Source organism: Streptococcus suis, assembly GCF_902702775.1.
GTDB classification, from domain to species: Bacteria; Bacillota; Bacilli; order Lactobacillales; family Streptococcaceae; genus Streptococcus; species Streptococcus hashimotonensis.
Window position 1 is genome coordinate 457,808 of record NZ_LR738724.1, and the last position, 24,684, is coordinate 482,491.

The 24,684-nt window shown below is 41.1% G+C and carries 20 protein-coding genes; 16 read left to right on the forward strand and 4 right to left on the reverse strand.

The genetic code is table 11. The annotated features are described in order from the left end of the window. Positions 1–99 precede the first annotated feature (99 nt). The 9 genes from ftsA to ileS all read left to right on the forward strand — a co-directional run bounded on the left by ftsA (position 100) and on the right by ileS (position 9,230). The gene (gene ftsA / locus GPW69_RS02380) at positions 100–1,479 is read left to right on the forward strand and encodes a cell division protein FtsA (protein ID WP_024395232.1); all 1,380 of its coding nucleotides are present in this window, start codon (positions 100–102) and stop codon (positions 1,477–1,479) included. Between the two features lie 25 nt (positions 1,480–1,504). Further along, positions 1,505–2,734, forward strand: coding sequence for a cell division protein FtsZ (ftsZ, locus tag GPW69_RS02385; RefSeq protein ID WP_029171401.1), 1,230 nt, complete (start codon positions 1,505–1,507; stop codon positions 2,732–2,734). A gap of 6 nt (positions 2,735–2,740) precedes the next feature. Beyond that, the gene (locus GPW69_RS02390) at positions 2,741–3,412 is read left to right on the forward strand and encodes a YggS family pyridoxal phosphate-dependent enzyme (RefSeq protein ID WP_074391570.1); all 672 of its coding nucleotides are present in this window, start codon (positions 2,741–2,743) and stop codon (positions 3,410–3,412) included. Positions 3,413–3,428: 16 nt separating this feature from the next. After that, positions 3,429–3,995, forward strand: a complete 567-nt coding sequence (locus GPW69_RS02395) for a cell division protein SepF (protein WP_024406976.1) — start codon at positions 3,429–3,431, stop codon at positions 3,993–3,995. A gap of 4 nt (positions 3,996–3,999) precedes the next feature. Beyond that, the gene (locus GPW69_RS02400; protein WP_074391569.1) at positions 4,000–4,263 is read left to right on the forward strand and encodes a YggT family protein; all 264 of its coding nucleotides are present in this window, start codon (positions 4,000–4,002) and stop codon (positions 4,261–4,263) included. 2 nt (positions 4,264–4,265) lie between these two features. Next, positions 4,266–5,057, forward strand: a complete 792-nt coding sequence (locus GPW69_RS02405) for a YlmH family RNA-binding protein (RefSeq protein WP_074391568.1) — start codon at positions 4,266–4,268, stop codon at positions 5,055–5,057. A gap of 8 nt (positions 5,058–5,065) precedes the next feature. Beyond that, positions 5,066–5,755 (forward strand): DivIVA domain-containing protein, encoded by a 690-nt coding sequence (locus GPW69_RS02410; RefSeq protein WP_024385043.1) that lies wholly within the window; start codon positions 5,066–5,068, stop codon positions 5,753–5,755. Between the two features lie 231 nt (positions 5,756–5,986). Next, positions 5,987–6,430 (forward strand): GNAT family N-acetyltransferase, encoded by a 444-nt coding sequence (locus GPW69_RS02415; RefSeq protein WP_029171398.1) that lies wholly within the window; start codon positions 5,987–5,989, stop codon positions 6,428–6,430. 10 nt (positions 6,431–6,440) lie between these two features. Beyond that, positions 6,441–9,230 carry an isoleucine--tRNA ligase gene (gene ileS / locus GPW69_RS02420; protein ID WP_074391567.1) on the forward strand — a complete coding sequence of 930 codons (2,790 nt, stop codon included), beginning with the start codon at positions 6,441–6,443 and terminating at the stop codon, positions 9,228–9,230. Positions 9,231–9,542: 312 nt separating this feature from the next. Here ileS and GPW69_RS02425 read toward each other — a convergent pair whose 3' ends face one another. From GPW69_RS02425 to GPW69_RS02435, 3 genes are all read right to left on the reverse strand, one after another. Beyond that, a complete protein-coding gene (locus GPW69_RS02425; protein WP_002938710.1) occupies positions 9,543–9,851 on the reverse strand; it encodes a DUF1827 family protein in 309 nt (102 codons plus the stop codon). A 54-nt stretch (positions 9,852–9,905) separates the two neighbouring features. Further along, on the reverse strand, positions 9,906–10,367 hold the full coding sequence (locus GPW69_RS02430; RefSeq protein ID WP_002938708.1) for an NUDIX hydrolase: 462 nt from the start codon (positions 10,365–10,367) through the stop codon (positions 9,906–9,908). 185 nt (positions 10,368–10,552) lie between these two features. Next, entirely contained in the window at positions 10,553–12,781 is a 2,229-nt protein-coding gene (locus tag GPW69_RS02435; RefSeq protein WP_015646546.1) for an ATP-dependent Clp protease ATP-binding subunit, read from the reverse strand. A gap of 222 nt (positions 12,782–13,003) precedes the next feature. Here GPW69_RS02435 and GPW69_RS02440 point away from each other — a divergent pair, with 222 nt between their 5' ends. From GPW69_RS02440 to GPW69_RS02470, 7 genes are all read left to right on the forward strand, one after another. Next, positions 13,004–13,234: a DUF1797 family protein gene (locus GPW69_RS02440; protein ID WP_002938704.1), complete on the forward strand. Its 231-nt coding sequence runs from the start codon at positions 13,004–13,006 to the stop codon at positions 13,232–13,234. A 125-nt stretch (positions 13,235–13,359) separates the two neighbouring features. Continuing rightward, on the forward strand, positions 13,360–14,049 hold the full coding sequence (locus GPW69_RS02445; protein ID WP_074391566.1) for an amino acid ABC transporter permease: 690 nt from the start codon (positions 13,360–13,362) through the stop codon (positions 14,047–14,049). After that, complete coding sequence (locus GPW69_RS02450) at positions 14,042–14,776, forward strand: amino acid ABC transporter ATP-binding protein (protein WP_002943067.1); 735 nt, start codon at positions 14,042–14,044, stop codon at positions 14,774–14,776. The genes GPW69_RS02445 and GPW69_RS02450 overlap by 8 nt, the downstream gene beginning before the upstream one ends. A gap of 233 nt (positions 14,777–15,009) precedes the next feature. Further along, positions 15,010–15,858 carry a bifunctional methylenetetrahydrofolate dehydrogenase/methenyltetrahydrofolate cyclohydrolase gene (locus GPW69_RS02455; protein WP_074391565.1) on the forward strand — a complete coding sequence of 283 codons (849 nt, stop codon included), beginning with the start codon at positions 15,010–15,012 and terminating at the stop codon, positions 15,856–15,858. Positions 15,859–16,100: 242 nt separating this feature from the next. Continuing rightward, entirely contained in the window at positions 16,101–18,290 is a 2,190-nt protein-coding gene (locus GPW69_RS02460; RefSeq protein ID WP_074391564.1) for a YSIRK-type signal peptide-containing protein, read from the forward strand. 161 nt (positions 18,291–18,451) lie between these two features. Beyond that, positions 18,452–18,997: a hypothetical protein gene (locus GPW69_RS02465; RefSeq protein ID WP_074391563.1), complete on the forward strand. Its 546-nt coding sequence runs from the start codon at positions 18,452–18,454 to the stop codon at positions 18,995–18,997. 293 nt (positions 18,998–19,290) lie between these two features. Further along, the gene (locus tag GPW69_RS02470; RefSeq protein ID WP_156697650.1) at positions 19,291–22,896 is read left to right on the forward strand and encodes a KxYKxGKxW signal peptide domain-containing protein; all 3,606 of its coding nucleotides are present in this window, start codon (positions 19,291–19,293) and stop codon (positions 22,894–22,896) included. 264 nt (positions 22,897–23,160) lie between these two features. On the opposite strand, the gene GPW69_RS02475 is transcribed toward GPW69_RS02470, so the two are convergent. Then, on the reverse strand, positions 23,161–23,868 hold the full coding sequence (locus tag GPW69_RS02475) for a hypothetical protein (protein ID WP_044682202.1): 708 nt from the start codon (positions 23,866–23,868) through the stop codon (positions 23,161–23,163). Between the last annotated feature and the right edge of the window lie 816 nt (positions 23,869–24,684).

The window sequence follows — 24,684 nt, forward strand, 5'->3', positions numbered from 1 at the left end:
AATTCGATATAATATGGTATAATGAATGATGACTAATTATACTATTTTTCAAAATGGAAGATGATTTGTTAAAGTTGGAAGTAAGAGAGGACTGATAGAATGGCTAGAAACGGCTTTTTTACGGGATTAGATATTGGTACAAGCTCCGTTAAAGTCTTGGTTGCAGAATATATTGATAACGAAATGAATGTGATTGGGGTCAGCAATGTAAAAAGTGCTGGCGTCAAAGATGGAATTATTGTAAATATTGAGGTGGCTGCTGGAGCGATTAAAAAAGCAATCGAGCAGGCAGAAGAAAAGTCAGGTATCCGCATTGAAAAGGTAAATGTTGGATTACCTGCCAACCTTCTTCAGATTGAACCGACTCAAGGGATGATTCCTGTTACAACAGACTCACAAGAAATTACAGACTTGGATGTTGAGAATGTTGTAAAATCAGCATTGACAAAGAGTATGACTCCGGAACGCGAAGTGATTTCATTTATTCCAGAAGAGTTCACTGTCGATGGATTCCAAGGCATTAAGGACCCTCGTGGAATGATGGGAATTCGCTTGGAAATGCGTGGTATGCTGTACACAGGACCACGTACCATTCTTCACAATCTTCGTAAAACGGTGGAGCGTGCAGGTGTCCAAGTTGAAAATATTGTAATTTCTCCGTTGGCACTAACTCGCTCTGTATTGAATGAAGGTGAACGTGAGTTTGGTGCGACTGTCATTGATCTTGGTGGTGGTCAAACGACTGTGGCTGTTATGCGTGGCCAAGAGTTGCAATACACAAACATCTACCAAGAAGGTGGAGATTATATCACAAACGATATTTCAAAAGTATTGACAACATCAAAGAGTATTGCTGAAAACTTGAAATACAACTACGGCATTGCCTATCCGCAAGATGCAAGTGATAAGGAAAAGTTCACTGTCGAAGTGATTGGAGAAAACGCTCCAGTTGAAGTGACCGAGCGCTACCTTTCAGAAGTGATTGCGGCACGTTTGCGTCAGATTTTTGACCGTGTGAAACAAGATTTGGAGCGTACACGTGCTCTAGATTTACCAGGAGGCATTGTTCTTGTAGGTGGTGGTGCTATCTTACCAGGAATTACAGAATTGGCCCAAGAAGTGTTTGGTGTTAACACTAAACTTTTTGTTCCAAATCAAATTGGTATCCGCAATCCAGCATTTGCAAGTGTGATTAGCTTTGTTGAGTATGTTGGTGAGTTAGAAGATGTTGAAAATATTGCCCAACATGCAGTAAATGGCGAGACTACCTTGAGACATAAGCCAGTTGAAATTCCTGTTGCTCGTCCTCGAATTAGTCAGCCAATTCAAAGAGAAATCGTGAACGAATTGAACACAGTCGATCAGGTAGAGGAACAAGTTGCTCCTACTTACCATGATGAAGAAGAAGAAGTTCGTCCAGCTGCTAAGGGAAACATCACAGATCGCATTCGTGGTTTGTTTGGCAGCATGTTTGAATAAGAGAAAAGAAAAGGTGATTTAAACTATGGCATTTTCATTTGAAGCAGCAGCTAGTCATGGTGCTGTCATTAAAGTAATCGGTGTCGGCGGTGGTGGCGGAAACGCGATTAACCGTATGATTGAAGAAGGTGTTGCTGGGGTTGAGTTCATTGCAGCAAACACAGATGTACAAGCGCTAAGTAGCTCTAAAGCTGAAACAGTTATCCAACTAGGTCCTAAATTGACTCGTGGTTTGGGTGCTGGAGGTCAACCTGAGGTTGGTCGTAAAGCTGCTGAGGAAAGCGAAGAAGCATTGACTAATGTATTAACTGGTGCAGATATGGTCTTCATCACTGCTGGTATGGGCGGTGGTTCAGGGACTGGTGCGGCTCCTGTTATTGCACGTATTGCAAAAAACTTGGGTGCGTTGACTGTCGCAGTTGTGACTCGTCCGTTTGGTTTTGAAGGAAATAAACGTGGAAACTTTGCGATTGAGGGAATTGAAGGTCTTCGCGAACAAGTAGATACACTTTTAATTATTTCAAACAACAACCTTCTTGAAATTGTTGATAAGAAAACACCGCTTTTAGAAGCACTAAGCGAAGCTGATAATGTTCTTCGTCAAGGTGTTCAAGGAATTACAGACTTGATTACAAATCCTGGTTTGATTAACTTGGACTTTGCAGATGTGAAGACAGTTATGGAGAACAAAGGAAACGCCTTGATGGGTATCGGTATCGGTACTGGTGAGGACCGAGTGATTGAGGCGGCTCGTAAAGCGATTTATTCTCCTCTTCTTGAAACAACAATTGATGGTGCAGAGGATGTCATTGTCAATGTTACAGGTGGTTATGACATGACTCTGACAGAAGCAGAAGATGCTTCAGAAATCGTTAATCAGGCTGCGGGTCAAGGTGTTAACATTTGGTTGGGGACATCTATTGATGAAACAATGAAAGATGAGATTCGTGTGACTGTTGTGGCTACAGGTGTTCGTCAAGATACTGCTGATAAACCAGTCCGCCATCGCACGGAAGCTGTTTCACCACGCCCTTCTCAACGCTTTGATCATTCAGTAGCGTCAGCACCAACTCGTGGAGCTGTACAACAAACTGAAGCGCCGAAAGCTTCTGCCTTCGGAGAGTGGGATTTGCGTCGTGAAAACTTGATTCGTCCAACTGACGCAGAACCAACATCTACTGTTTCCGTCGAAAAATTTACAATGGATCAAGATGAGGATGAATTGGATACACCACCATTCTTCCGTAATCGCTAAACTAAAATGAATTTTCAAAAGAATAAGGATGCTATCTTTTCAGCAGTTGCAAAAGCTGCTGAGAAGGCAGGTCGTCCGAGTGAATCAGTAAAGGTAATAGCTGTCACCAAATATGTTGACAGCTCTATTGCTAATCAGCTAGTGAATACTGGAATTACTCATATTGGAGAAAATCGAGTCAATCAGTTCTTAGAAAAGTATAATGCCCTAGCAGACAAACAATTGACATGGCATTTGATAGGGACTTTACAGAGAAGAAAGGTCAAGGACATTATTCCATTTGTTGATTATTTCCACGCCCTAGACTCTGTCAAACTAGCTCAGGAAATAGATAAACGTGCGACTAAAATAGTCAAGTGTTTCCTCCAAGTCAACGTTTCCGGTGAGGAGAGTAAGCATGGCTTTGCAGTATCTGAGATTGATGCGGCACTTGCTGAAATTAGTTTATTGGAGAACATTGAACTTGTTGGATTGATGACGATGGCACCGATTGATGCTACAGATGATGAATTAGACGAGATTTTTTCTAAAATGCAGGAAATCCAAGAAGAACTAGCTACAAGGAACTTGCCACGTATGCCCTTTACAGAGTTAAGTATGGGAATGAGTGGGGACTTTGAACGCGCCATTGCTCACGGAGCTACATATGTGAGAATTGGCTCAGCATTCTTTGAATAATGGAGAGGAGGAAAATATGGCATTAAAAGATACATTTAAGAACTTATTTAATTACTTTGAAGTTGACGAAGTCAATGAAGTTGAAGAACAGGCAGATGCCTATTCAATGCCTAATGATCGTCCTAAAATGCGTGTTGCCAATACTACTACAGCTGCACCTGTGCGCGAACAGCAGCCAAAAGTAGAGACGCGTCGGGAAGCACGTTCAGAAAGTCAACTTCAACGCCTACATGAAAGGCAGCAAGAATTGATGACTAATAATAACGAAAAAGAGATTGTCAAAACTACAATTGATATTAAGTTTCCAAAACGTTATGAAGATGCACCAGAGATGGTAAATCTTTTACTAGACAATGCGAGTATTCTCATTGATTTTCAATATATGTCGGAGCAACAAGCAAGACGTTGCCTAGACTACTTGGATGGTGCTCGTTCAGTATTATCTGGAAATTTGAAAAAGGTCTCAAATACCATGTGGCTGTTAACTCCAGTAAATGTCACTGTCAATATTGAAGAATTGCGCAATGCTGGTACAACTACTGGTGCGGCTGATTCAAATTTTGACTTTGATATAAAACGGTAACGCTATGCAAATTTTGATTTTTTTACTATTAAAAATTGTAGAAATGTATTCCTATCTCTTATTGGCATACGCTTTGCTAAGTTGGTTTCCTAGCCTATACACAAGCTCGATTGGACGTTTGATTCAATGGCTGGTGGCACCCATTTTAAAACCCTTTAGGCGATTTAATCTGCAATTTATGGGGTTGGATTGGACTGTAATGGCAGCCATGATTGCGCTTAATATGGGAACTCGCTTCTTGGTTCAATTATTGCTACTGTTAGCATAGTTATGAAAAATGACAAAAACTTATTGCAACATTTTTCTAGGGAAGAAAGAGAGTTTGTAGAGAAAATAATGGATATGTGTCAGCAAGTTGAAGATACGTATTCATATAGATTAACTCACTTTTTACATCCTAGACAAGATGAAATTGTATGCAAAATTGCTAACTACTACCAGTTACAAACGTTTTCTAGTCGGGACTTTGTTTCGACTGAACATTCGCGGGTTATTATTGCCCCGGCTTATTATGAGTTGGACATCAAGGACTTTGAGTTAACCGCTCTTCATTTGTCCTATGCTAGAAAATTTCATACCTTATCCCATTCACAAGTTCTTGGAACTTTTCTCAATCAACTAGGGATTAAAAGGGAGTATTTGGGTGATATTTTGATTGATGATGAACGATTGATTGTCTTTATCGATCAGAAATTTGGGCAGATTGCCTTACAGTCTATCACCAAAATTGCTCGTGTCCCTATTAAGGGAAAGGAAGAAGAATGGACGACTGTTCGACTACCGATTGGACAGGAATGGCGTTCAAAGGATGTGTTGGTTTCTAGTATGAGATTGGATAAAGTGATTTCGGTCGCATTTAATCTTTCAAGGGCAACTGCAAATAAGTTGATTGAGGCTGGACATGTGAAGTTGGATTATGTTCTGACAGAACAAACCAGTAAATTAGTTGAAATAGGGCAATTAATTAGTGTTAGGAGATATGGTAGAGTTCGCCTAAATGAATTTTTAGGTTTTTCTAAGCAAGGGAAGATAAAATTAAAGTTAGACATTGTTAAAACTTAGGAGGAAAGATGGCACTTACAGCATTAGAATTAAAAGATAAAACCTTTGCTACAAAATTTAGAGGATACGACGCAGATGAAGTTGATGACTTTTTGGACATTGTAACGCGTGATTATGAGGATTTAATTCGTAAAAACCATGACCAAGAGTTAGAATTGAAAAATTTGCGGGAACGTTTGGCTTATTTTGATGAGATGAAAGAATCATTGAGTAAATCAGTTCTTTTAGCTCAAGATACAGCTGAGAAAGTAAAGGTTGCGGCCGAAGATCAAGCGGCAAATATTATTAAACAAGCTGACTATGATGCGGCAACATTGTTACATGAAGCTAAAGATAAGGCAAATGAAATTCTTCGTAATGCGACTGACAATGCGAAAAAAGTTGTCATTGAGACTGAAGAATTAAAAAACAAGACACGTATTTTCCATCAGCGTCTGAAATCAACAGTAGAAAGCCAATTATCATTGGTTAATTCATCTGAATGGGAGGAGATCCTTCGCCCAACAGCAAGTTACATTCAAACAAGTGATGAGGCTTTCCGTGATGTTCTTCATAAGGCTTTGGATGAAGAATTACCTGTTGAAGAAGAAAGTTTGGATTATACACGTCAATTGACACCAGAAGAAATTGCAGAATTAACTCGTCAGGCAGCAGCTTTTGAGAGTGGAGAGTCTGTAGAAATTTCAACAGAAGAATAATAAAGATCATAAGCAGAGACACGGTCGGTAGAAATATTTATAGCGAGTAGGAGATGGTGGAAGCCCTACAATCTCTTTCTATGGATCATCACTTTGTTTGATTTTTCCTGAAAATAGTAAGGAAAGACGCCCGTTCACGTTACGAACATAGAGGGATAGGGGAAACTCTATCTAAACTAAGGTGGTACCACGAACTTTCGTCCTTATTTGGCGGGAGTTTTTTTTATTTTTATGATACGATTAGAATTAGTAAACAAGGACAACTTTGAAGCAGTGTTACAAGTTCAACTTGCACCTGAGGACCAGCGCCGAGTGGCATCGGTTGAATATTCTTTAGCCCAGGCTTGGCTATATAAAGATTCGGGAATGATTCTACCATATGCTGTGCTATCTGGCGGAAAAGTTGTCGGTTTTGCAATGTTATCTATTGAACCCAAAGATAATAGTTATTATTTATGGCGCTTGTTAATTGATAAGGATTTTCAAAATCGTGGATACGGAAAGGAAGCCATCCAGCAAATGATTGGAAAGGCGAAGGCGGATCCGCTTTGTCATAAAATTTCTATAAATTATGTTATTGGCAATCATAAAATGAGGTACATTTTAGAAAAACTTGGTTTTCAATCCGTTGGTTTAGAAGGCCAAGAAATGAAAATGGAATTAATTATAAGATAAAGGAGTTATGATGAAACTAAAAGAAACACTCAATTTAGGTAAGACAGCATTTCCTATGCGTGCAGGCTTACCAACACGTGAGCCAGAATGGCAAAAGGCTTGGGATGAAGCAAACTTGTATGCTCGTCGCCAAGAACTCAATGAAGGCAAACCTGCCTTCCACCTCCACGATGGCCCTCCCTACGCTAACGGAAATATCCATGTTGGACATGCTTTGAACAAGATTTCTAAAGATATTATCGTTCGCTCTAAGTCAATGTCTGGCTTCCGTGCACCATTTGTACCGGGTTGGGATACGCACGGTCTTCCTATTGAGCAAGTCTTGGCAAAACAAGGTGTTAAGCGCAAGGAAATGGACTTGGTAGAATACCTTGAAATGTGCCGTGGCTACGCTCTTAGCCAAGTTGATAAGCAACGTGATGATTTCAAACGCTTGGGTGTTTCTGCAGACTGGGAAAATCCATACATCACCTTGACAAAAGACTATGAAGCAGCTCAAATCCGTGTCTTCGGTGCTATGGCAGACAAGGGCTATATTTACCGCGGTGCCAAGCCTGTCTATTGGTCATGGTCATCTGAATCTGCCCTTGCAGAAGCTGAAATCGAGTACCATGACATTGACTCAACATCTCTTTACTATGCTAACAAGGTCAAAGATGGCAAGGGGCTCTTGGATACAGACAGCTACATCGTTGTCTGGACAACGACTCCATTTACAGTAACGGCTTCTCGCGGTTTGACAATGGGAGCAGACATTGACTATGTCTTGGTTCAACCAGCTGGTTCTGACCGTAAGTATGTATTGGCAGAAGCCTTGGTTGATAGTTTGGCAGCCAAATTTGGTTGGGAATCCTTCGAAGTGATTTCAAAACACAAGGGTGCTGAGTTTGAATATATTGTCACAGAACACCCATGGGATAATGAAGTGGATGAATTGGTCATCTTGGGTGATCATGTAACGACAGATTCAGGTACTGGTATTGTCCATACGGCTCCTGGTTTTGGTGAAGATGACTATAATGTCGGAATCAAATACAATTTAGAGGTTGCGGTAACTGTCAACGAACGCGGCTTGATGAATGAAGCTGCGGGTCCTGATTTTGAAGGGCAATTCTATGACAAGGTTGTACCAACGGTTAAGGAAAAATTAGGCGACTTGCTCCTTGCTAGTGAAGTGATTAATCACTCTTATCCATTTGACTGGAGAACCAAGAAGCCAATCATCTGGCGTGCAGTACCGCAATGGTTTGCCTCTGTTTCTAAATTCCGTCAGGAAATCTTGGACCAAATCGAAGCAACGACCTTTATTCCTGCTTGGGGTAAAACACGTCTTTACAACATGATCCGTGACCGAGGTGACTGGGTCATCTCTCGTCAGCGTGCTTGGGGTGTGCCGCTTCCAATCTTCTATGCAGAAGATGGTACAGCGATTATGACCAAGGAAGTGACAGACCACGTTGCTGCCCTTTTTGAAGAGCATGGTTCTATCATCTGGTGGAAATCAGAAGCAAAAGATCTTTTGCCAGCTGGTTTCACTCATCCAGGTTCACCAAATGGCGAATTTACCAAAGAAACAGACATCATGGACGTATGGTTTGACTCTGGTTCATCTTGGAATGGTGTCATGAACGCCCGTGAAAATCTTGCCTACCCAGCAGACCTCTACTTAGAAGGTTCTGACCAATACCGTGGTTGGTTTAACTCATCCTTGATTACCTCTGTAGCTGTAAACGGTCATGCACCATACAAGGCTGTCTTGTCACAAGGTTTTGTCTTAGATGGCAAAGGTATGAAGATGTCTAAATCTCTAGGCAATACCATTCTACCAAGTGATGTTGAGAAACAATTTGGTGCAGAAATCTTGCGTCTGTGGGTGACATCCGTTGATACGTCAAACGATGTGCGTGTGTCTATGGATATTCTTGGACAGGTTTCTGAAACCTATCGTAAAATCCGTAATACCCTTCGCTTCTTGATTGCCAACACTTCTGATTTCAATCCTGCAAGTGATGCAGTGGCTTACGAAGAGCTTCGTTCTGTTGACCAATATCTCTTGGTGAAATTTAACAAATTGGTAGCCCAAATCCGTGAAGCCTACGACAATTATGATTTCATGGGTATCTACAAATCTGTAATAAACTTTGTAACCCTTGATTTATCAGCCTTCTACCTCGATTTTGCCAAAGATGTTGTCTACATTGATGGTGCTAAATCACTTTCTCGCCGTCAGATGCAGACAGTTTTCTATGACATCTTGGTGAAAATTACCAAGCTCTTGACCCCAATCTTGCCACACACAGCAGAAGAAATTTGGTCATACTTGGAACACGAAGCAGAAGAGTTTGTACAATTGGCGGAAATGCCAGAGGTGGAAACCTTTGCCAATGAAGCGCAACTTTTGGCTGATTGGGAAAACTTTATGGTCTTCCGTACTCAGGCACAAAAAGCCTTGGAAGAAGCGCGTAATGCCAAAGTCATCGGTAAGTCACTTGAAGCTCATTTGACTGCCTATGTCTCAGCTGAAACCAAGTCCTTCTTGGAGAGCTTGAATGCAGACCTTGCTCAGTTGCTTATCGTTTCTAACCTTACAGTAACCACGGAAGCAGCTCCTGAAAGTGCTGTTCTGGTAGAAGAAGTTGCCTTTACTGTAGAGCGTGCAAGCGGTGAAGTATGTGACCGTTGCCGCCGTATTGATACTAGCGTTGTAGAACGTAGCTATGGTGCGACAATCTGTGACCACTGTGCAAACGTAGTGGAAGAAAACTTTGCTGAAGCAGTAGCTCAAGGTTTTGAAGCTTAAGTAATCACAATACATTTGTTAAAGTCTATCTAGCGATAGGCTTTTTTTGTAATACTCTTCGAAAATCAAAATTATCCGTTGTCACGAGCCTTGATGAGTGAAAAGCTCCATTGGAGCTTCAGAACGTAGACAAACTCCTAAAAATATAAAAATTGAAGAAGTTTGCGAAAGATAGCAAGTCATTAAACTCTTAGAAACATTGATATTTCGGTATTTTTGAGAGTTTTTTTATTTTCAACATAAAGAAAAAAGATTGAAGAAAATTGTCCAAAATGGACTTTTTCTTCAATCTGAAAGAAGCCAAATGTCTTCCTACACTTCTGCGATAATGGGAATAGACATTTCAATCAAACGGTCTGTGTGAATCGTTTGAATGGCAGCCTTGTTAATAGTTCGTTCATCAATTTTTCGATGAAGGAAGAAATCACGAATTTGCTCGATTTCATTTTGTTGTACTGCACGGTATTTATTACTGATCAAGAGTTCATAATGACGGGGTGCCTGTGTGAAAATAACGTCTGTATTCCCTGCAGAATAAGTCTCTACTAGGAAAGCATCAGTATTAGCCAACTGGCTTTGGACAAGATTGGGATGACTATTTGTCGTGTTAATGATTTTCATGTGGAACCTCCTCTATCTCTTTGGCTACATTATAGCACGATTAGAGTGTTTTTACTAGTTATTGAATGAATTTTCTTGCAATTTCCATTGTTCAATGCCCCATTTGTGACTACCACGTTTGAGTTTATCGATGGCTTCATTGACTGGGAACCAGGCAATATGGTTGAAATCTTCTAGTGGTTGTCCTATTTGATGGTAGCTAGTTACTTCATAGATGTAGGCTGGATTATAGAAATGGGTATCGCGGTGGCTAGAGTAGAAGTATTCGTCAGCCTGACCAAAGTATTTTCCGATTTCAGCGGTAAATCCAAGTTCTTCCATCAATTCGCGCTCCAAGGCAATGAGGTGATTTTCTCCCTTTTCAATTTCTCCACCAGGAAGAAACCAAGCTCCGTTTGGTGCTTGAACGAGTATGATTTGTTCTTTCTTTTCATCTGGGATAACTGCGTAAACACCAAAGCGACTCTGGTAGCTGACGCCAGCCTTCTTTTCTCCAAATACAGCGATTTTCTCCATAGGCAATTCTATCCTCTTTCATAATTGGAATGAGTTGTATACATTATACCACTTTTTTCTTATTTTTCCTTGTGATAGGCTTTACAAAGTAAAGTTTTTTTATAGGATGGAGATGGGGAAAAATTTAGAAAAATAGAATATCAAAACAGTAAAATAGGCTACTCGTAGGGAGCAGCTCTATTTTCTTATTTTGTCTTTGTTTGTGCCTTGATTTGAATTGTACCTTTACTTGACATGACAGCACGTAGGTCTTTTTCTGCTGGATGTTCTAAGTAGAAGTCGGTGATAGCATCTTCAATCTGATCTTGGATGGTTCTGCGTAGTGGACGAGCTCCCATCTTTGGATCGTAGCCAAGGTCCACTAATTTCTCCTTAACTTTATCTGTTACATGGAGGCTGATGCCATTGTGAGAAAGGCGTTTGTTTACATCGTCTAGCATGAGGCTGACGATTTCAAGTAGGTTTTCCTTGCTCAGTGGTTGGAACTCAATAATGCCGTCAAATCGGTTCATAAATTCAGGTGTGAAGAAATTGCTAAGTTGGCCAAGGACTGATTGAGTCCGCCCTTCCATAGCCGCACCAAAACCGACACTTGCTTCAACTTTTCCAGTACCAGCATTTGATGTCATGATGATGATGGTATCTTTGAAGCTGACAGTACGACCTTGTCCATCTGTCAGACGCCCATCGTCTAAGACCTGAAGGAACATGTGCATGACATCTGGGTGGGCTTTTTCAACTTCGTCAAGGAGGATGAGTGAATAAGGATTACGACGGACTTTTTCAGTCAATTGTCCAGCCTCCTCATAGCCTACATAGCCTGGAGGAGCTCCGACGAGTTTAGCGACAGCGTGTTTTTCCATGTATTCGGACATGTCGAAGCGGATCATGCTGTCCGCCGAACCGAAGAGTTCGATAGCTAATTGCTTAGACAATTCGGTTTTACCGACACCTGTTGGTCCGACAAAGAGGAAGGATCCAATTGGACGATTTGGAGCACCGAGACCGACACGATTACGGCGGATGGCTTTAGCTATCTTGTCAACTGCTTCATCTTGTCCGATAACATGGGCTTTTAAGTCACTAGCGAGGTTCACAAGCTGGGACTGTTCTTTTTCTTTTAAATCACCAACTGGGATATTTGTTTTTTGCTCAACGATGGCCTCAATTTCTTTCTCAGTAATGAGTGGAATATCTTCCTCGCTGATAGTTGCCTTTTGCATCTCCTTGTACTTAGCAATTTGGTCACGGAAATAGGCCGCTTTTTCATAGTCCTCATCCCGTGTAGCTTGTGCTTTACGATTTTCGGCATCAATCAGGCGTTGGTCAATTTCTTTTGGATCAATAAAGTTGAGGGTCAAATTCATTTTTGAACCAGCTTCATCCAGAAGGTCAATAGCCTTGTCTGGTAGGAAACGGTCTTGAATGTAGCGGTTGGACAGTACTGCGGCAGCTTCGATAGCAGCATCGGAGTATTTAACATGATGGTAATCCTGGTATTTATTTTGGATACCTTTGAGAATGGTAATGGTTTCTTCGACACTTGGTTCTTCAACTTTTACAGGTTGCATACGGCGTTCTAGGGCGGCATCTTTTTCGATAATACGGTACTCGTTGAGCGTTGTTGCACCGACTAGTTGCATTTCACCACGTGCGAGGGCTGGTTTGAGGATATTACCTGCATCCATGTTACCATCGCCTGCAGATCCAGCACCGACAATTTCGTGAATCTCGTCAATAAAAAGAATGATTTCGCGACGATTACGGATTTCTTCCATGAGTTTTTGCATGCGTTCTTCAAATTGTCCACGGATACCTGTTCCTTGTACGAGGCTGACAACATCCAGACGAATGACTTCCTTGTCTCGTAATTTCTGTGGGACATCGCCGTCAACAATTTTTTGAGCCAAGCCTTCAACAACCGCTGTTTTACCTACACCAGGCTCACCGATAAGAACAGGGTTGTTTTTTGTACGACGGTTGAGAATTTCGATGACACGGGTAATTTCTTGATCGCGACCGATTACTGGATCAATATCCCCACGACGGGCAATTTCGGTAACGTTGATACCAAATTCTTCAAGGAGCCCATTTGGTTGTTGGGGTTGTTGCGGAGGAGGGGTCTGTCCACCACGTCCATTATGCCCACCGGCTTGAGTGGGAGGAGTCTGTTCGCGATTTTTTCCAGCAGGGGTATTGCCAGGATAGCCACCTAGGTGATTGAAAAATTCACTAAAGGGATCCATGTTGTTAGGATTTGTTAAATCTCCCAACCCACGTAGGATGGCATTATTAGGGTCTGTTTTCATGATTTGATAGCAGTTGTGACAGAGGTCTACCTGCTGTTGTTTACCGTTTAAGTTGGTGTAGAGATGGATCGTTGCGTCGTTGATATTACAATTTTTGCAGAGCATAATTCTACCTCTTTCTGTGAAAAATGTGACCTATTGTTAAATAGTCAAAAAAGGTCAGTTCTAGCTTTATTATAACAAGATTCATAGAAAAATCAAGAAACTACTACGCTTGGAAAAACTTTCTATGAAAAATAGGGCGATAGGAAGAAAATAGGGAAAAAATAAGACTTTTTTGGCAATATGTGGTAAAATATTCCTATAAAAAGGATTAGGAGAACGAATATGGAATCACATTTGGTGAGAATTATCAATCGTCTGGAAGCTATGGCTAATGACGGCGGTACGTTGAAACGTAATTTCGAACGTGATGGTATTGTTGTTGCAGAAGTGGCTTATAGCTATGACGAGGAAAATGGTTCAGTATTTACCTTGCGTGATGTTGCTGCTCGTGAAACGTACGCGTTTGATAGCATCGACTTGATTGCAATGGAAATCTATGAGCTATTGTACTAAGAAGAAGTGAGAGGCACCTAAGGGTGCTTTTTTCTTATGTGAAATGAATATTATAAACAAAAGTATTGCATAAATATTCAAAAATGGTATAATAGACTCTAAATGACAGAATTGGAGTAGGATGAATGAATTTTTCTTTTTTGCCTGAGTATTGGGCTTATTTTAATTATGGGGCAATTGTTACCCTCATTATTGCATTTTTCTCAGTATTTTTTGGTAGTATTTTAGGTGTGTTGCTTGCCTTTGCTCAGCGTAGTAAGTATAAAGTTTTAGCTTGGTCTGCTAATATCTATGTCTGGATTTTTCGTGGTACACCGATGATTGTCCAGATTATGATTGCTTTTGCGATGACACATTTTGTAGCACCAACTTTTCAGCTAGGAATTTTGACGGTAGATTTGACACGCTTGATTCCAGGTATTATTGTTATTTCGATGAACTCGGGTGCCTATGTATCTGAAACTGTTCGTGCAGGTATTAATGCTGTACCAAAAGGACAGCTGGAAGCTGCTTATTCGCTTGGTATTAGACCAAAGCAGGCGATGCGTTACGTTATCATGCCACAGGCTATCAAGAATATCCTTCCAGCCTTGGGAAATGAATTTGTGACTATTGTTAAGGATAGTTCCCTGTTATCAACCATCGGTGTGATGGAATTATGGAACGGTGCTCAGACAGTTCAATCCACTTCTTATATTCCTTTAACACCACTTGTATTTGCAGCGAGCTATTATCTAATTATGACAACGGTGCTAACAGTGATTATTCAGTCGTTTGAGAAAAAGTTGAACAAGGGAGGACAGTTCCATGTCTAATGCGATTATTTCTATCAAGGATTTACATAAGTACTTCGGAAAGAATGAGGTTCTAAAAGGAATTGATTTAGATATTCAACAAGGTCAGGTAGTCGTTATTATCGGTCCATCAGGGTCAGGGAAATCGACTTTCTTACGTACAATGAACCTCTTAGAAGTACCGACCAAGGGAACTGTTACATTTGAAGGTGTTGATATTACTGACAAGTCAAATGATATTTTCAAGATGCGCGAAAAGATGGGAATGGTTTTTCAACAGTTCAATCTTTTTCCGAATATGACGGTATTAGATAATATTACTTTATCACCTATTAAGACAAAGGGAATTGCAAAGGATGAGGCTGAGAAGAAGGCTAAGGAATTACTTGAAAAGGTAGGATTGCCAGATAAGGCGAATGCCTATCCACAAAGCCTTTCAGGTGGTCAGCAACAGCGGATCGCTATTGCACGTGGTCTGGCCATGGACCCAGATGTCCTACTTTTTGATGAACCGACCTCTGCACTAGACCCTGAAATGGTTGGTGAAGTTCTTGCTGTTATGCAGGATTTGGCTAAGTCAGGGATGACCATGGTTATCGTGACTCATGAGATGGGATTTGCGCGTGAGGTAGCTGACAGGGTTATCTTTATGGATGGTGGTGTCATCGTGGAGGATGGAACGCCTGAAGAAGTCTTTGAACATACCAAGGAAGAACGGACTAAGGATTTCTTGTCTAAGGTCTTGTAATATAGTCATTTAGTTTTTCTTTTATTACTTCGTTAACTCGCTTTGCCGTACTCCAGTACTGTCTGCAGCTCGTTGCCTAGTACTAAAAGTAAACTAAAAGACTATAAATGAACAAATAAGTACGACTCCGATATTGTTCGGAGTTTTTTGCTACATGCTATATTCTACTTTGTACAAGTATAGTCAGTCGGAGAATTTTAGGGTATAATAGAAAAAACAAAAGGAGTGTAGGTATGACAGTCATTGATGGGAAAGCACTAGGTGTAAAAATGCAGGCTGCCTTGGCGGAGAAAACTGCTCGATTAAAAGAAGAAAAGGGTTTGGTACCAGGTCTTGTAGTTATTTTAGTTGGCGAAAATCCTGCTAGTCAGGTTTATGTACGGAATAAGGAGCGGTCAGCTCTAGCTGCTGGATTCAAGAGTGAGGTTGTTCGCGTTCCAGATACGATTTCTGAGTCAGACTTGTTGGATTTGATTGAGCGCTATAATCAGGATGATGAATGGCATGGTATTTTGGTGCAATTGCCCTTACCAGCCCACATCAGCGAGGAGAAGGTCTTGTTGGCTATTGACCCAGATAAGGATGTGGATGGTTTTCATCCGACTAACATGGGGAAATTCTGGTCAGGTCATCCTGTCATGATTCCATCTACTCCAGCAGGAATTATGGAAATGTTCAAGGAATATCAGATTGAGCTGAAAGGGAAGTCTGCTTTAGTTATTGGTCGTTCTAATATTGTTGGTAAACCGATGGCACAGCTGCTATTGGATGCCAATGCTACTGTAACGATTGCACATTCTCGTACCAAAAACTTGCCAGATCTTGCTCGTCAGGCCGATATTCTTGTTGTTGCCATTGGTCGTGGTCATTTTGTGACCAAGGAATTTGTTAAGCCAGGTGCCGTGGTAATTGATGTTGGTATGAATCGTGATGAAAATGGCAAGCTAATCGGTGATGTCAAATATGATGAAGTATCAGAAGTAGCAAGTTATATTACCCCAGTTCCAGGTGGTGTTGGTCCGATGACTATTACCATGTTGATGGAACAGACCTATGAAGCTTGTGTCAGAAGTGCAAAATAATTATCTGAAATATCAGCTATGTGGTGTAGCTGGTATTTTTTATTTTGGGAGTGGGAAGACGAAATCAGAGAAGTGCTACTGGTCTTGAGCCAAGCTTCGTTTTGAGGTTTATTCTTGGGAATGAGCATGGGCAGATTAGATAAAAAACAAACGAAACATAATACTATGTGAGATTGGTTTTCTATAATTAGAGTAGGCACTGTGTGTGTTGAGTATTAAATGATAGAAAACAAGGAGAAAAAATGAATAGACAGACTGAAATTTTTTCGTTGAGAAAGAGTAAGGTTGGATTAGCTTCTGTTATGATTGCGCTTATGTGGTTTGGAACAGGTGTTGGAGCAGTTGCAAAAGCTGATGAAACAGCTATTATGAGTACAGAAATCGAAGCCAAGGTAAGGGAAACGCCACTTGCTATTGAAGAAGAGCTGGTAGAAGATTCGGATAGAAAAACAGAAAAGGAAGAAGCTACTGAGGTAGAAGTGAAACCGACGGATGCTAGTCTTCCTGACAGCGAGAAAAAGGCTAAAGAAAGCATCTTGAAAATCGATCCTGTCCATGCTGGTGACAAGCAAATTTCAGGTCAGACTATTCCTGGAGGATATGTATTTATTTCTGTGGATGGTGAAGCGATTACTTCCATTGATAATAGTCTAGAAGCGGATGAAGAAGGTAAGTTTAAACATTCTTTAGAGAAGCCATTGGGCTATAACCAAGTGGTTGAGATTAGTTCATTTCCGAAAGAATCTGAAGAAGAGTCTGAGGGCGAAGGTGAAGAACTGATTGAAACTGTCAAAACTGAGCGTCATCCAGATGCTTATAAAATTCCGACTGAACGACTAGAGAAGACAGAAGATGGGCAACACCAAGTTCTGGTGGAACCAATTTTGGAACATGCCAATAAGGTCATTGGGCATACCTCTGTTAAGGGATTTGTTTATCTGTCTATAAATGGAAGTTTTGTATCGGATAAGACGCCAATCAATGAAGATGGGCGATTTGAGGTGACTTTTTCTGACAGTTTAGCAGGCTCGAAATTTAAGGCGAATGACAAACTAGTTTTATCATTTATTTCTGAGGATAATCGTCCAGTTATTACAAATCATATTGTTATTCCGTGGGAAAAAACAGATAGCCCTTCACAGATAATGGTGAAGCCACTTTCAAGTGATAATTCCGTTTTGGAGGGGCAGACGGTGCCGTTTGGTCAAGTACAATTATATAATGTTGCTACTTTTGAATTTTTGGAAGAAGCAATTGCTGATAAGACAGGGAACTTTAAAGTTACCTTACCGAAATTGCAACCAGGAGAGCAATATTACCGCTTGGTGTACAATCAGCAAGGAGAAGTTGAATCAATTTATATTGACACGGTAGATGGTCCAAGCAAACAATTAGATAAGGCTGTTATTGCCCCCTTGGTGACTTATTTACAAGAGGTAGATATGGATGAGGCAACTTTTGAAAACCCGATTGTTGTCCCTACTTTGCACAATAAGAAAGATTATATCGTTGGTAGAACTCTGTTTCCACATGCCTATGTTCGGATGGTTTCATCAATTGAAGGTAAGGTATACCCGCCTGTCCAAGTTGATGAATTAGGTTTTTTCGGTTTTCAAATTCAAGATTTACAACTCCCCTTTGAAAAAGGAGAGAAAATTCGTTTTGAGATTCTAGATCCAAAGACAAATATTTTGTTGGCCTCAAAAGAGGTAGTCGTTGGTCAATATTTAGAAGATGAGGATGAGAGTGACTTGCCATTTCAAGTGGACGAAGTGACAACTGATCACGGCTATATTAGTGGAAAAATTGCCCCAGGAGTGACAGTAGAACTGGTATCGACACATAAGGCTGAAGAAATGCTTGCTCGGACAACCGCTGATGCTACAGGTCAGTTTGTATTTGATTTAGGAAATCGAGTATTAAAAGAGGGAGAAACTCTGTCATTCAGGGCTTTTGACCAAGATGGGAGTCAGATGGCTTGGGAGGTTGTGACAGTACAAAAAGGAAAAGGGAAGCGGATTAGTAAACCAGCACCCCTTATCAGAAAAAATGATGCCATCACAGATGAAGTCAAGACAAATGATATGAAGCAACCAAACTCTTCTCAGTCCCCATCAATGAGTTTGTCACGAGAGAATCAGCAGATGGGACAGCAAATGGATGTTGTTCAGGAGAAGGTGAGCTTGGAGTCAAAGGGTCATCAAGAAAAAATGGGGAGCAAGGAAGAGAAGGTGGCTCCATCAAAAAAATCTGAAGCCATGGAAGAAGACAAGCAAAGAAAAGAGGATTTACATGCTGTTGTTAAGCAAAGCCAGAGCGTTTCCCTCCCAAAAACAGGTGAGAAAAACGGGATGCTTTTAGCCATTCTGGGAGCTGTCAGCTTATTCTTTACAGTTTTGATTATGAGCATCTTAAAGAAGCGTAATGATTAAATTCGATTATCGAATAGGTATTAAAATCGAGTTCGTCTTATTGGTATTTTTAGGCTATTTTTTATCTATTTTTTGAAAAAAACGTCTTTTCATAAATTGTATTTTTGTTATAATAAAACCGTACATTGGTACGGAAAAGAAAAATTTAAAGGAGTATTTTTATGTCAACATTAAAATTAGGTGCAGTAACCTTGTTAGCAGGACTTGCATTATTTGGAGGAGCTACTGCACAAGCAGAAACATTTACAGCTGTATCATCTGAAGCAACTGGCTTTAAAACATCAGATCCATGTCGATTTGATGGGGAGGCAGTAGAAACAAAAAATAGCTGGGGTAATTATACGTTTATCAACCACTATAGACCAGGTGGACGTGGCTCAGAAGGCGAAGTGAACAATGAGCTCGCAAAACAGATTGAAAACGGAGATTTTACATTGCAACACTCTCCAGCAACTGGCTTTAAAACATCAGATCCATATCGATTTGAAGGTGAGGAAGTAGAAACAAAAAATAGTTGGGGTGATTATACATTTATCAACCACTATAGACCAGGTGGACGTGGCTCAGAAGGTGAAGTGAATAATGAGCTTGCAAAACAGATTGAAAATGGAGATTTTACATTGCAACACTCTCCAGCAGGTGGATTTAAGACGTCAGATCCATGCTTAGTAGATGAGTACGGATTCGGACAAATTAAGATTCTGTAAAATTTTAGTATTTACAAATAAGATACGAGGCTATTCTTCTATTTTATTTGTATGGTTTATAATAATTTAAGTCAGAACAATTAAGAGAAAAGTCATCAAAAATGATGGCTTTTTTTATCGTGAAAAGTTTGAGGGAGAAAGGTAAAACGTTCGTATTTTTTGGATATTTTTTATCTATTTTTTGCTGTAAGAGGCTTTTTACGGGATATTTTTTTGATAAAATTATCCAGTACAAATGAATGACGTACGTTTTTTAAGAATGTGAAAAAATAAGTAGAGAGGTATATTCACAGATGTCAAATAATTTTTTCAAATTTCAAGGCCGTTTTAGGATGTGGAAATCAGGGAAACGATGGCTATATGCAGGTGCCATTGTCACGTTAGCTTCGGTTGGTCTAGTCGTAGGCGGAAATAAAATTCTAAGACCGGGTGGAAATGCAAATGAGCAACGATTGTCTATTGTTGAGAATAGCAGGATGGAGCAGCAAACCGAGGGAGAAAATTCAGCATTAAGTGGTCGGAATACTAGGACATTACCGGGTTCAGAAGGAGGAAATCGAAGCCCTCAAAATTCAGAATCGAGCGTTTATCATCAAGAAAGTGAAAATAGAAATTCTCAATTAGCGGGTGAAGGGGGAACTAGTCAGCAATTAGGACAGAATGGCAATGCTGGAATGCATCGCTTATTAGGTAGTAGTGGCGATAATAGTGGTCCACTTTCCAGCGATTCTGGCTTAGGGGGTCGTACACCTAATCCGCTTCCAGGTGCTAGTGGTGAAAGTCAAGTGCCGAATTTAAGTGGTAATAATGGTGACCATCAACTTCCAGGTGCTAGTGGTGAAAGTCAAGTGCCGAATTTAAGTGGTAATAATGGTGACCATCAACTTCCAGGTGCCAGTGGTGAAAGCCACGTACCGAATTTAAGTGGTAATAATGATGGCCATCAACTTCCAGGTGCCAGTGGTGAAACCCACTTGCCAAATTTAAGCGGCAATAATGGCAATCGTCCTCTTCCAGGTGAAAGTGGTGAAACCCACTTGCCAAATTTAAGTGGTAATAATGGTGACCATCAACTTCCAGGTGAAAGTGGTGAAACCCAGCTCCCAGACTTAAGAGGTGATAATGGTGACCGTCAACTTCCAGGTGAAAGTGGTGAAGGTCAAGTGCCTAACTTAAGCGGCAATAATGGTGGTCTTCAACTTCCAGGTGAAAGTGGTGAAACCCAGCTCCCAGGCTTAAGTGGTAATAATGGAGGCCATCAACTTCCCGGTAAAAGCGGCGAAAGCCAAGTGCCTAACTTAAGCGGTAATAATGGTGACCGTCCCCTTCCCGGTGCTAGTGGTGAAAGTCAAGTGCCTAACTTAAGCGGTAATAATGGTGACCGTCCCCTTCCCGGTGCTAGTGGCGAAAGCCAAGCGCCTAACTTAAGCGGCAATAATGGCGATCGTCCTCTTCCAGGTGAAAGTGGTGAAAGCCAAGTGCCGAATTTAAGCGGTAATACTGGCGATCATCAACTTCCCGGTGCTAGTGGTGAAAGTCAAGTGCCGAATTTAAGCGGTAATAATGGTCATCGTCCTCTTCCAGGTGCTAGTGGCGAAACCCAGCTCCCAGACTTAAGCGGTAATAATGGTGGTCTTCAACTTCCAGGTGCTAGTGGCGAAAGTCAAGTGCCTAACTTAAGCGGTGATAATGGTGACCGTCCCCTTCCAGGCGAAAGTGGTGAAAGTCAAGTGCCTAACTTAAGTGGTAATAATGGAGGCCATCAACTTCCAGGTGCTAGTGGCGAAAGCCAGCTTCCAGACTTAAGAGGTGATAATAGCGACCGTCAACTTCCAGGTAAAAGTGGTGAAAGCCAAGTGCCTAACTTAAGTGGTGATAATGGCAATCGTCCTCTTCCAGGCGAAAGTGGCGAAAGTCAAGTGCCTAACTTAAGCGGTGATAATGGTGACCGTCACCTTCCAGGCGAAAGTGGTGAAAGTCACTTTCCAAATTTAAGCGGTAATAATGGTCATCGTCCTCTTCCAGGCGAAAGTGGTGAAACCCACTTACCAAATTTAAGTGGCAATAATGGTGGCCATCAACTTCCAGGTGAAAGTGGCGAAAGCCAAGTGCCTAACTTAAGCAGTAATAATGGCGGTCTTCAACTTCCCGGTGAAAGTGGTGAAAGCCAGCTCCCAGACTTAAGCGGCAATAGTGGTGGCCTTCCTCTTCCAGGCGAAAGTGGTGAAACCCACTTGCCAAATTTAAGTGGCAATAATGGTGGCCATCAACTTCCAGGTGAAAGTGGCGAAAGCCAAGTGCCTAACTTAAGTGGCAATAATGGCGATCGTCCTCTCCCAGGTTCGGAGGGAGACAATCGTGGACCGAAATTAAGTGAATCTAGTTCAGAAGAGGGATGGAAAACAGGCTATGAAATAGGTTATTTAGATGGTTATAGAGGGTTTGGAAAAGCTCCTATTCCAGATCCGGACTATGAGAGAGGTTACTTTGAAGGGCGACTTGCACGAAAACAGTCCCATCTAGAAGGTCGTAATAGTCATCCACTTCCCGGCAAGGAAGGTGAGACTGTCGTCCCCGGCGATTCCGGCTTAGGTAGCCGCAATCATAGTCCGCTCCCAGGCGAAAGTGGTGAAAGCCACTTGCCTAACTTAAGCGGTAATAATGGTCATCGTCCACTTCCAGGCGAAAGTGGTGAAAGCCAGCTCCCAGGCTTAAGCGGCAATAATGGCGATCGTCCTCTTCCAGGTGCTAGCGGCGAAAGCCACGTGCCTAACTTAAGCGGTAATAATGGTTATCGTCCACTTCCAGGTGAAAGTGGTGAAAACCACTTGCCAAATTTAAGTGGTAATAATGGTGGTCTTCACCTTCCAGGCGAAAGTGGTGAAAGCCACGTGCCAAATTTAAGTGGTAATAATGGCGATCGTCTTCTTCCAGGTGCTAGTGGCGAATCCCAGCTCCCAGACTTAAGCGGTAATAATGGTGGTATTCAACTTCCCGGTGAAAGTGGCGAAAGTCAAGTGCCTAACTTAAGCGGTGATAATGGCGGTCATCCACTTCCGGGTGAAAGTGGTGAAAACCACTTGCCGAATTTAAGCGGTAATAATGGCGGTCATCAACTTCCAGGCGAAAGTGGTGAAAGCCAGCTCCCAGGCTTAAGCGGTGATAATGGTGACCGTCAACTTCCAGGTGCTAGTGGTGAAAGCCACGTGCCGAATTTAAGTGGCAATAATGGTGACCGTCAACTTCCAGGTGCTAGTGGTGAAAGTCAAGTGCCGAACTTAAGTGGCAATAATGGTTATCGTCCACTTCCAGGTGAAAGTGGTGAAAGTCAGCTCCCAGACTTAAGTGGCAATAATTTGGACCGTCAACTTCCAGGTGAAAGTGGTGAAAACCACTTGCCAAATTTAAGTGGTAATAATGGTGGTCATCAACTTCCAGGTGTTAGTGGCGAAAGCCACGTGCCTAACTTAAGCGGTAACAATGGTCATCGTCCCCTTCCAGGCGAAAGTGGTGAAAGCCACGTGCCTAACTTAAGCGGTAACAATGGTCATCGTCCTCTTCCAGGCGAAAGTGGTGAAAGCCACGTGCCAAATTTAAGTGGTAATAATGGCGATCGTCTTCTTCCAGGTGCTAGTGGCGAAAGCCAGCTCCCAGACTTAAGAGGTGATAATGGCGGTCATCAACTTCCGGGTGAAAGTGGTGAAAAGCACTTGCCTAACTTAAGCGGTAACAATGGTCATCGTCCCCTTCCAGGCGAAAGTGGTGAAACCCAGCTCCCAGACGAAAGTAGTAATGATGATTGGCCATCATTTGTTGAACTTGGATATGAGCACGGACGCGTAGATTATAACAACGGTAGTTTTATCGAGTGGGAAATCGGTTGGAGGATTGAACTGTAATCTACATCCGAAAACCCATCTTGGTTTGAATACTTCCTAAAATGACATATAGAAAAAAACACTCCTGTTGAATTCTAGTATAAAACTAGACACAGGAGTGTTTTATTGCGTGGAGTATGAAATGATTGGCATTACTGTAGACTGGTCTCAAATAAAGAAATAAAGAGAGAGCAGTTGCTCTCTCTAGTTTATACATTGTTTGATGATAAAAGGAATTTATACGTAATTTTATAAACTATGAAAAGTGAAATGGTAGTAAAAGGATTAGGATTCGTTCACCTGTGTTCGCCAGGTTGCAAGATTACGAAGGATTCTCTCATATTCTTGAATTAGGGACTGTTCAATGTGATAGTATTCAAGTTTCATAACTTGGTTGCGGAAATTATTAGCTTTTGGAGTCCAATAGCCTTTTCTTGATTCCAAGTTTTCGATTTCAGTGATACGGCTTTCCAAGTCTGCTTTTAATTCGTCTCGTAATTCATAAAACTCAGGAGTGCGACGAAGAGGAATGATGTCACCATCTAGATATGGATAGTCATCAATAGGATTTAAGCCGTGATCCTCTACTTGTGCCTTCCAAATCGCAATATCTTGAAGAATCATTTCGTATATCTGAATCAAATCATCTTTGGAACCCCAAACAAAGTCAAGCTGCTGAACTTTTACGCGTAATTCATCAGCTTGGCTTGTGACTTCGGGAGAGTAAGAAGCTCGTTTTTCCACCTCGCTAATACGGTCTTCTAAATCGGCACGTAATTCCTGAGCCAATGTTAGAGTTTCTGTTGTTTGTGGAAAGAGAAAATCGTAATATCCATTAAATTGAGCCGATTCAACAGGCATGTTAGCTGCCTGGGTGTCGGCGTGGATAGTGGCAGTTGTCCCAGCCATTCCAATCATTGTGATTAGTGCTAGGGCAGGAATTGCTTGTGCATGTAAAATAGCTACTGCTTTACTTTTAAGTTGATTCTTCATAAAGCACCTCTTTCTAAAAAAATATATAAAAGAATGGCCATTCCTCTACACACTCATCTTATCATAAACGAGAAATTTGTAGGTGGGGACAGACTATTATTTGTATACGCTTTATCTGTAAGATGATTTATTTGAAAAATTCAATCGTTGTACGATGTAGTTGGAGAATGAAGGTCTACAAAGTTTAACGTTAATGGCTGTTATTAGAGTAGCCACATAATCACGCAAAAAAGCTGGATAGAATGATAAGTGTAGGCTAGTATATTGTAAAAATGTCAAGCTGGTTTGGATGGGAAGAAAACTTTGAGAAATGACTTTACTATAAATAGTAAACACAGCGAAGTTCATATTATTTCTTACGAATAGCCAAAGGTGTTTGTGTAAGAGATGATACATATCTGTTTTTTAGGTTATATAACCCTACCCTAGTTTTTATGTAATATTTGTATATGTTTTGTTTTTTTGACATTTTTTTATGCTATACTAACTTCACGGTATCGATTAAGATAGCGAATGATGAAATTGAAAAGGAGTTATGATGGAATAAGTCATAGCAAAGCGAAATGTAATCTGAAGTGAACGTCATAGTTATTCCAATAATTGTCGGAACTAATTTAATATTTCTTGCTTACCTTTGGTTAAATTAGCGGCCATGACAATGGAAAGGTACTATGTATCAGATAGATCGTCGTACCGAAAAGAAGTTTTAGAGATAGTCTCAAATGGAATCATCTGTACAAATCTAGTCTCGTTCAGATGAGGCATACAAGAAAAAGTACATTGACTAGGACTTTTAATGAATCTGACATTGGTTGA

What these genes read in the sequence shown, in the direction of transcription:
- ftsA (WP_024395232.1), top strand. Translation starts at nt 100, where the DNA reads ATGGCTAGAAACGGCTTTTTTACGGGATTAGATATTGGTACAAGCTCC.
- ftsZ (WP_029171401.1), top strand. Translation starts at nt 1,505, where the DNA reads ATGGCATTTTCATTTGAAGCAGCAGCTAGTCATGGTGCTGTCATTAAA.
- GPW69_RS02390 (WP_074391570.1), top strand. Translation starts at nt 2,741, where the DNA reads ATGAATTTTCAAAAGAATAAGGATGCTATCTTTTCAGCAGTTGCAAAA.
- GPW69_RS02395 (WP_024406976.1), top strand. Translation starts at nt 3,429, where the DNA reads ATGGCATTAAAAGATACATTTAAGAACTTATTTAATTACTTTGAAGTT.
- GPW69_RS02400 (WP_074391569.1), top strand. Translation starts at nt 4,000, where the DNA reads ATGCAAATTTTGATTTTTTTACTATTAAAAATTGTAGAAATGTATTCC.
- GPW69_RS02405 (WP_074391568.1), top strand. Translation starts at nt 4,266, where the DNA reads ATGAAAAATGACAAAAACTTATTGCAACATTTTTCTAGGGAAGAAAGA.
- GPW69_RS02410 (WP_024385043.1), top strand. Translation starts at nt 5,066, where the DNA reads ATGGCACTTACAGCATTAGAATTAAAAGATAAAACCTTTGCTACAAAA.
- GPW69_RS02415 (WP_029171398.1), top strand. Translation starts at nt 5,987, where the DNA reads ATGATACGATTAGAATTAGTAAACAAGGACAACTTTGAAGCAGTGTTA.
- ileS (WP_074391567.1), top strand. Translation starts at nt 6,441, where the DNA reads ATGAAACTAAAAGAAACACTCAATTTAGGTAAGACAGCATTTCCTATG.
- GPW69_RS02425 (WP_002938710.1), bottom strand. Translation starts at nt 9,851, where the DNA reads ATGAAAATCATTAACACGACAAATAGTCATCCCAATCTTGTCCAAAGC.
- GPW69_RS02430 (WP_002938708.1), bottom strand. Translation starts at nt 10,367, where the DNA reads ATGGAGAAAATCGCTGTATTTGGAGAAAAGAAGGCTGGCGTCAGCTAC.
- GPW69_RS02435 (WP_015646546.1), bottom strand. Translation starts at nt 12,781, where the DNA reads ATGCTCTGCAAAAATTGTAATATCAACGACGCAACGATCCATCTCTAC.
- GPW69_RS02440 (WP_002938704.1), top strand. Translation starts at nt 13,004, where the DNA reads ATGGAATCACATTTGGTGAGAATTATCAATCGTCTGGAAGCTATGGCT.
- GPW69_RS02445 (WP_074391566.1), top strand. Translation starts at nt 13,360, where the DNA reads ATGAATTTTTCTTTTTTGCCTGAGTATTGGGCTTATTTTAATTATGGG.
- GPW69_RS02450 (WP_002943067.1), top strand. Translation starts at nt 14,042, where the DNA reads ATGTCTAATGCGATTATTTCTATCAAGGATTTACATAAGTACTTCGGA.
- GPW69_RS02455 (WP_074391565.1), top strand. Translation starts at nt 15,010, where the DNA reads ATGACAGTCATTGATGGGAAAGCACTAGGTGTAAAAATGCAGGCTGCC.
- GPW69_RS02460 (WP_074391564.1), top strand. Translation starts at nt 16,101, where the DNA reads ATGAATAGACAGACTGAAATTTTTTCGTTGAGAAAGAGTAAGGTTGGA.
- GPW69_RS02465 (WP_074391563.1), top strand. Translation starts at nt 18,452, where the DNA reads ATGTCAACATTAAAATTAGGTGCAGTAACCTTGTTAGCAGGACTTGCA.
- GPW69_RS02470 (WP_156697650.1), top strand. Translation starts at nt 19,291, where the DNA reads ATGTCAAATAATTTTTTCAAATTTCAAGGCCGTTTTAGGATGTGGAAA.
- GPW69_RS02475 (WP_044682202.1), bottom strand. Translation starts at nt 23,868, where the DNA reads ATGAAGAATCAACTTAAAAGTAAAGCAGTAGCTATTTTACATGCACAA.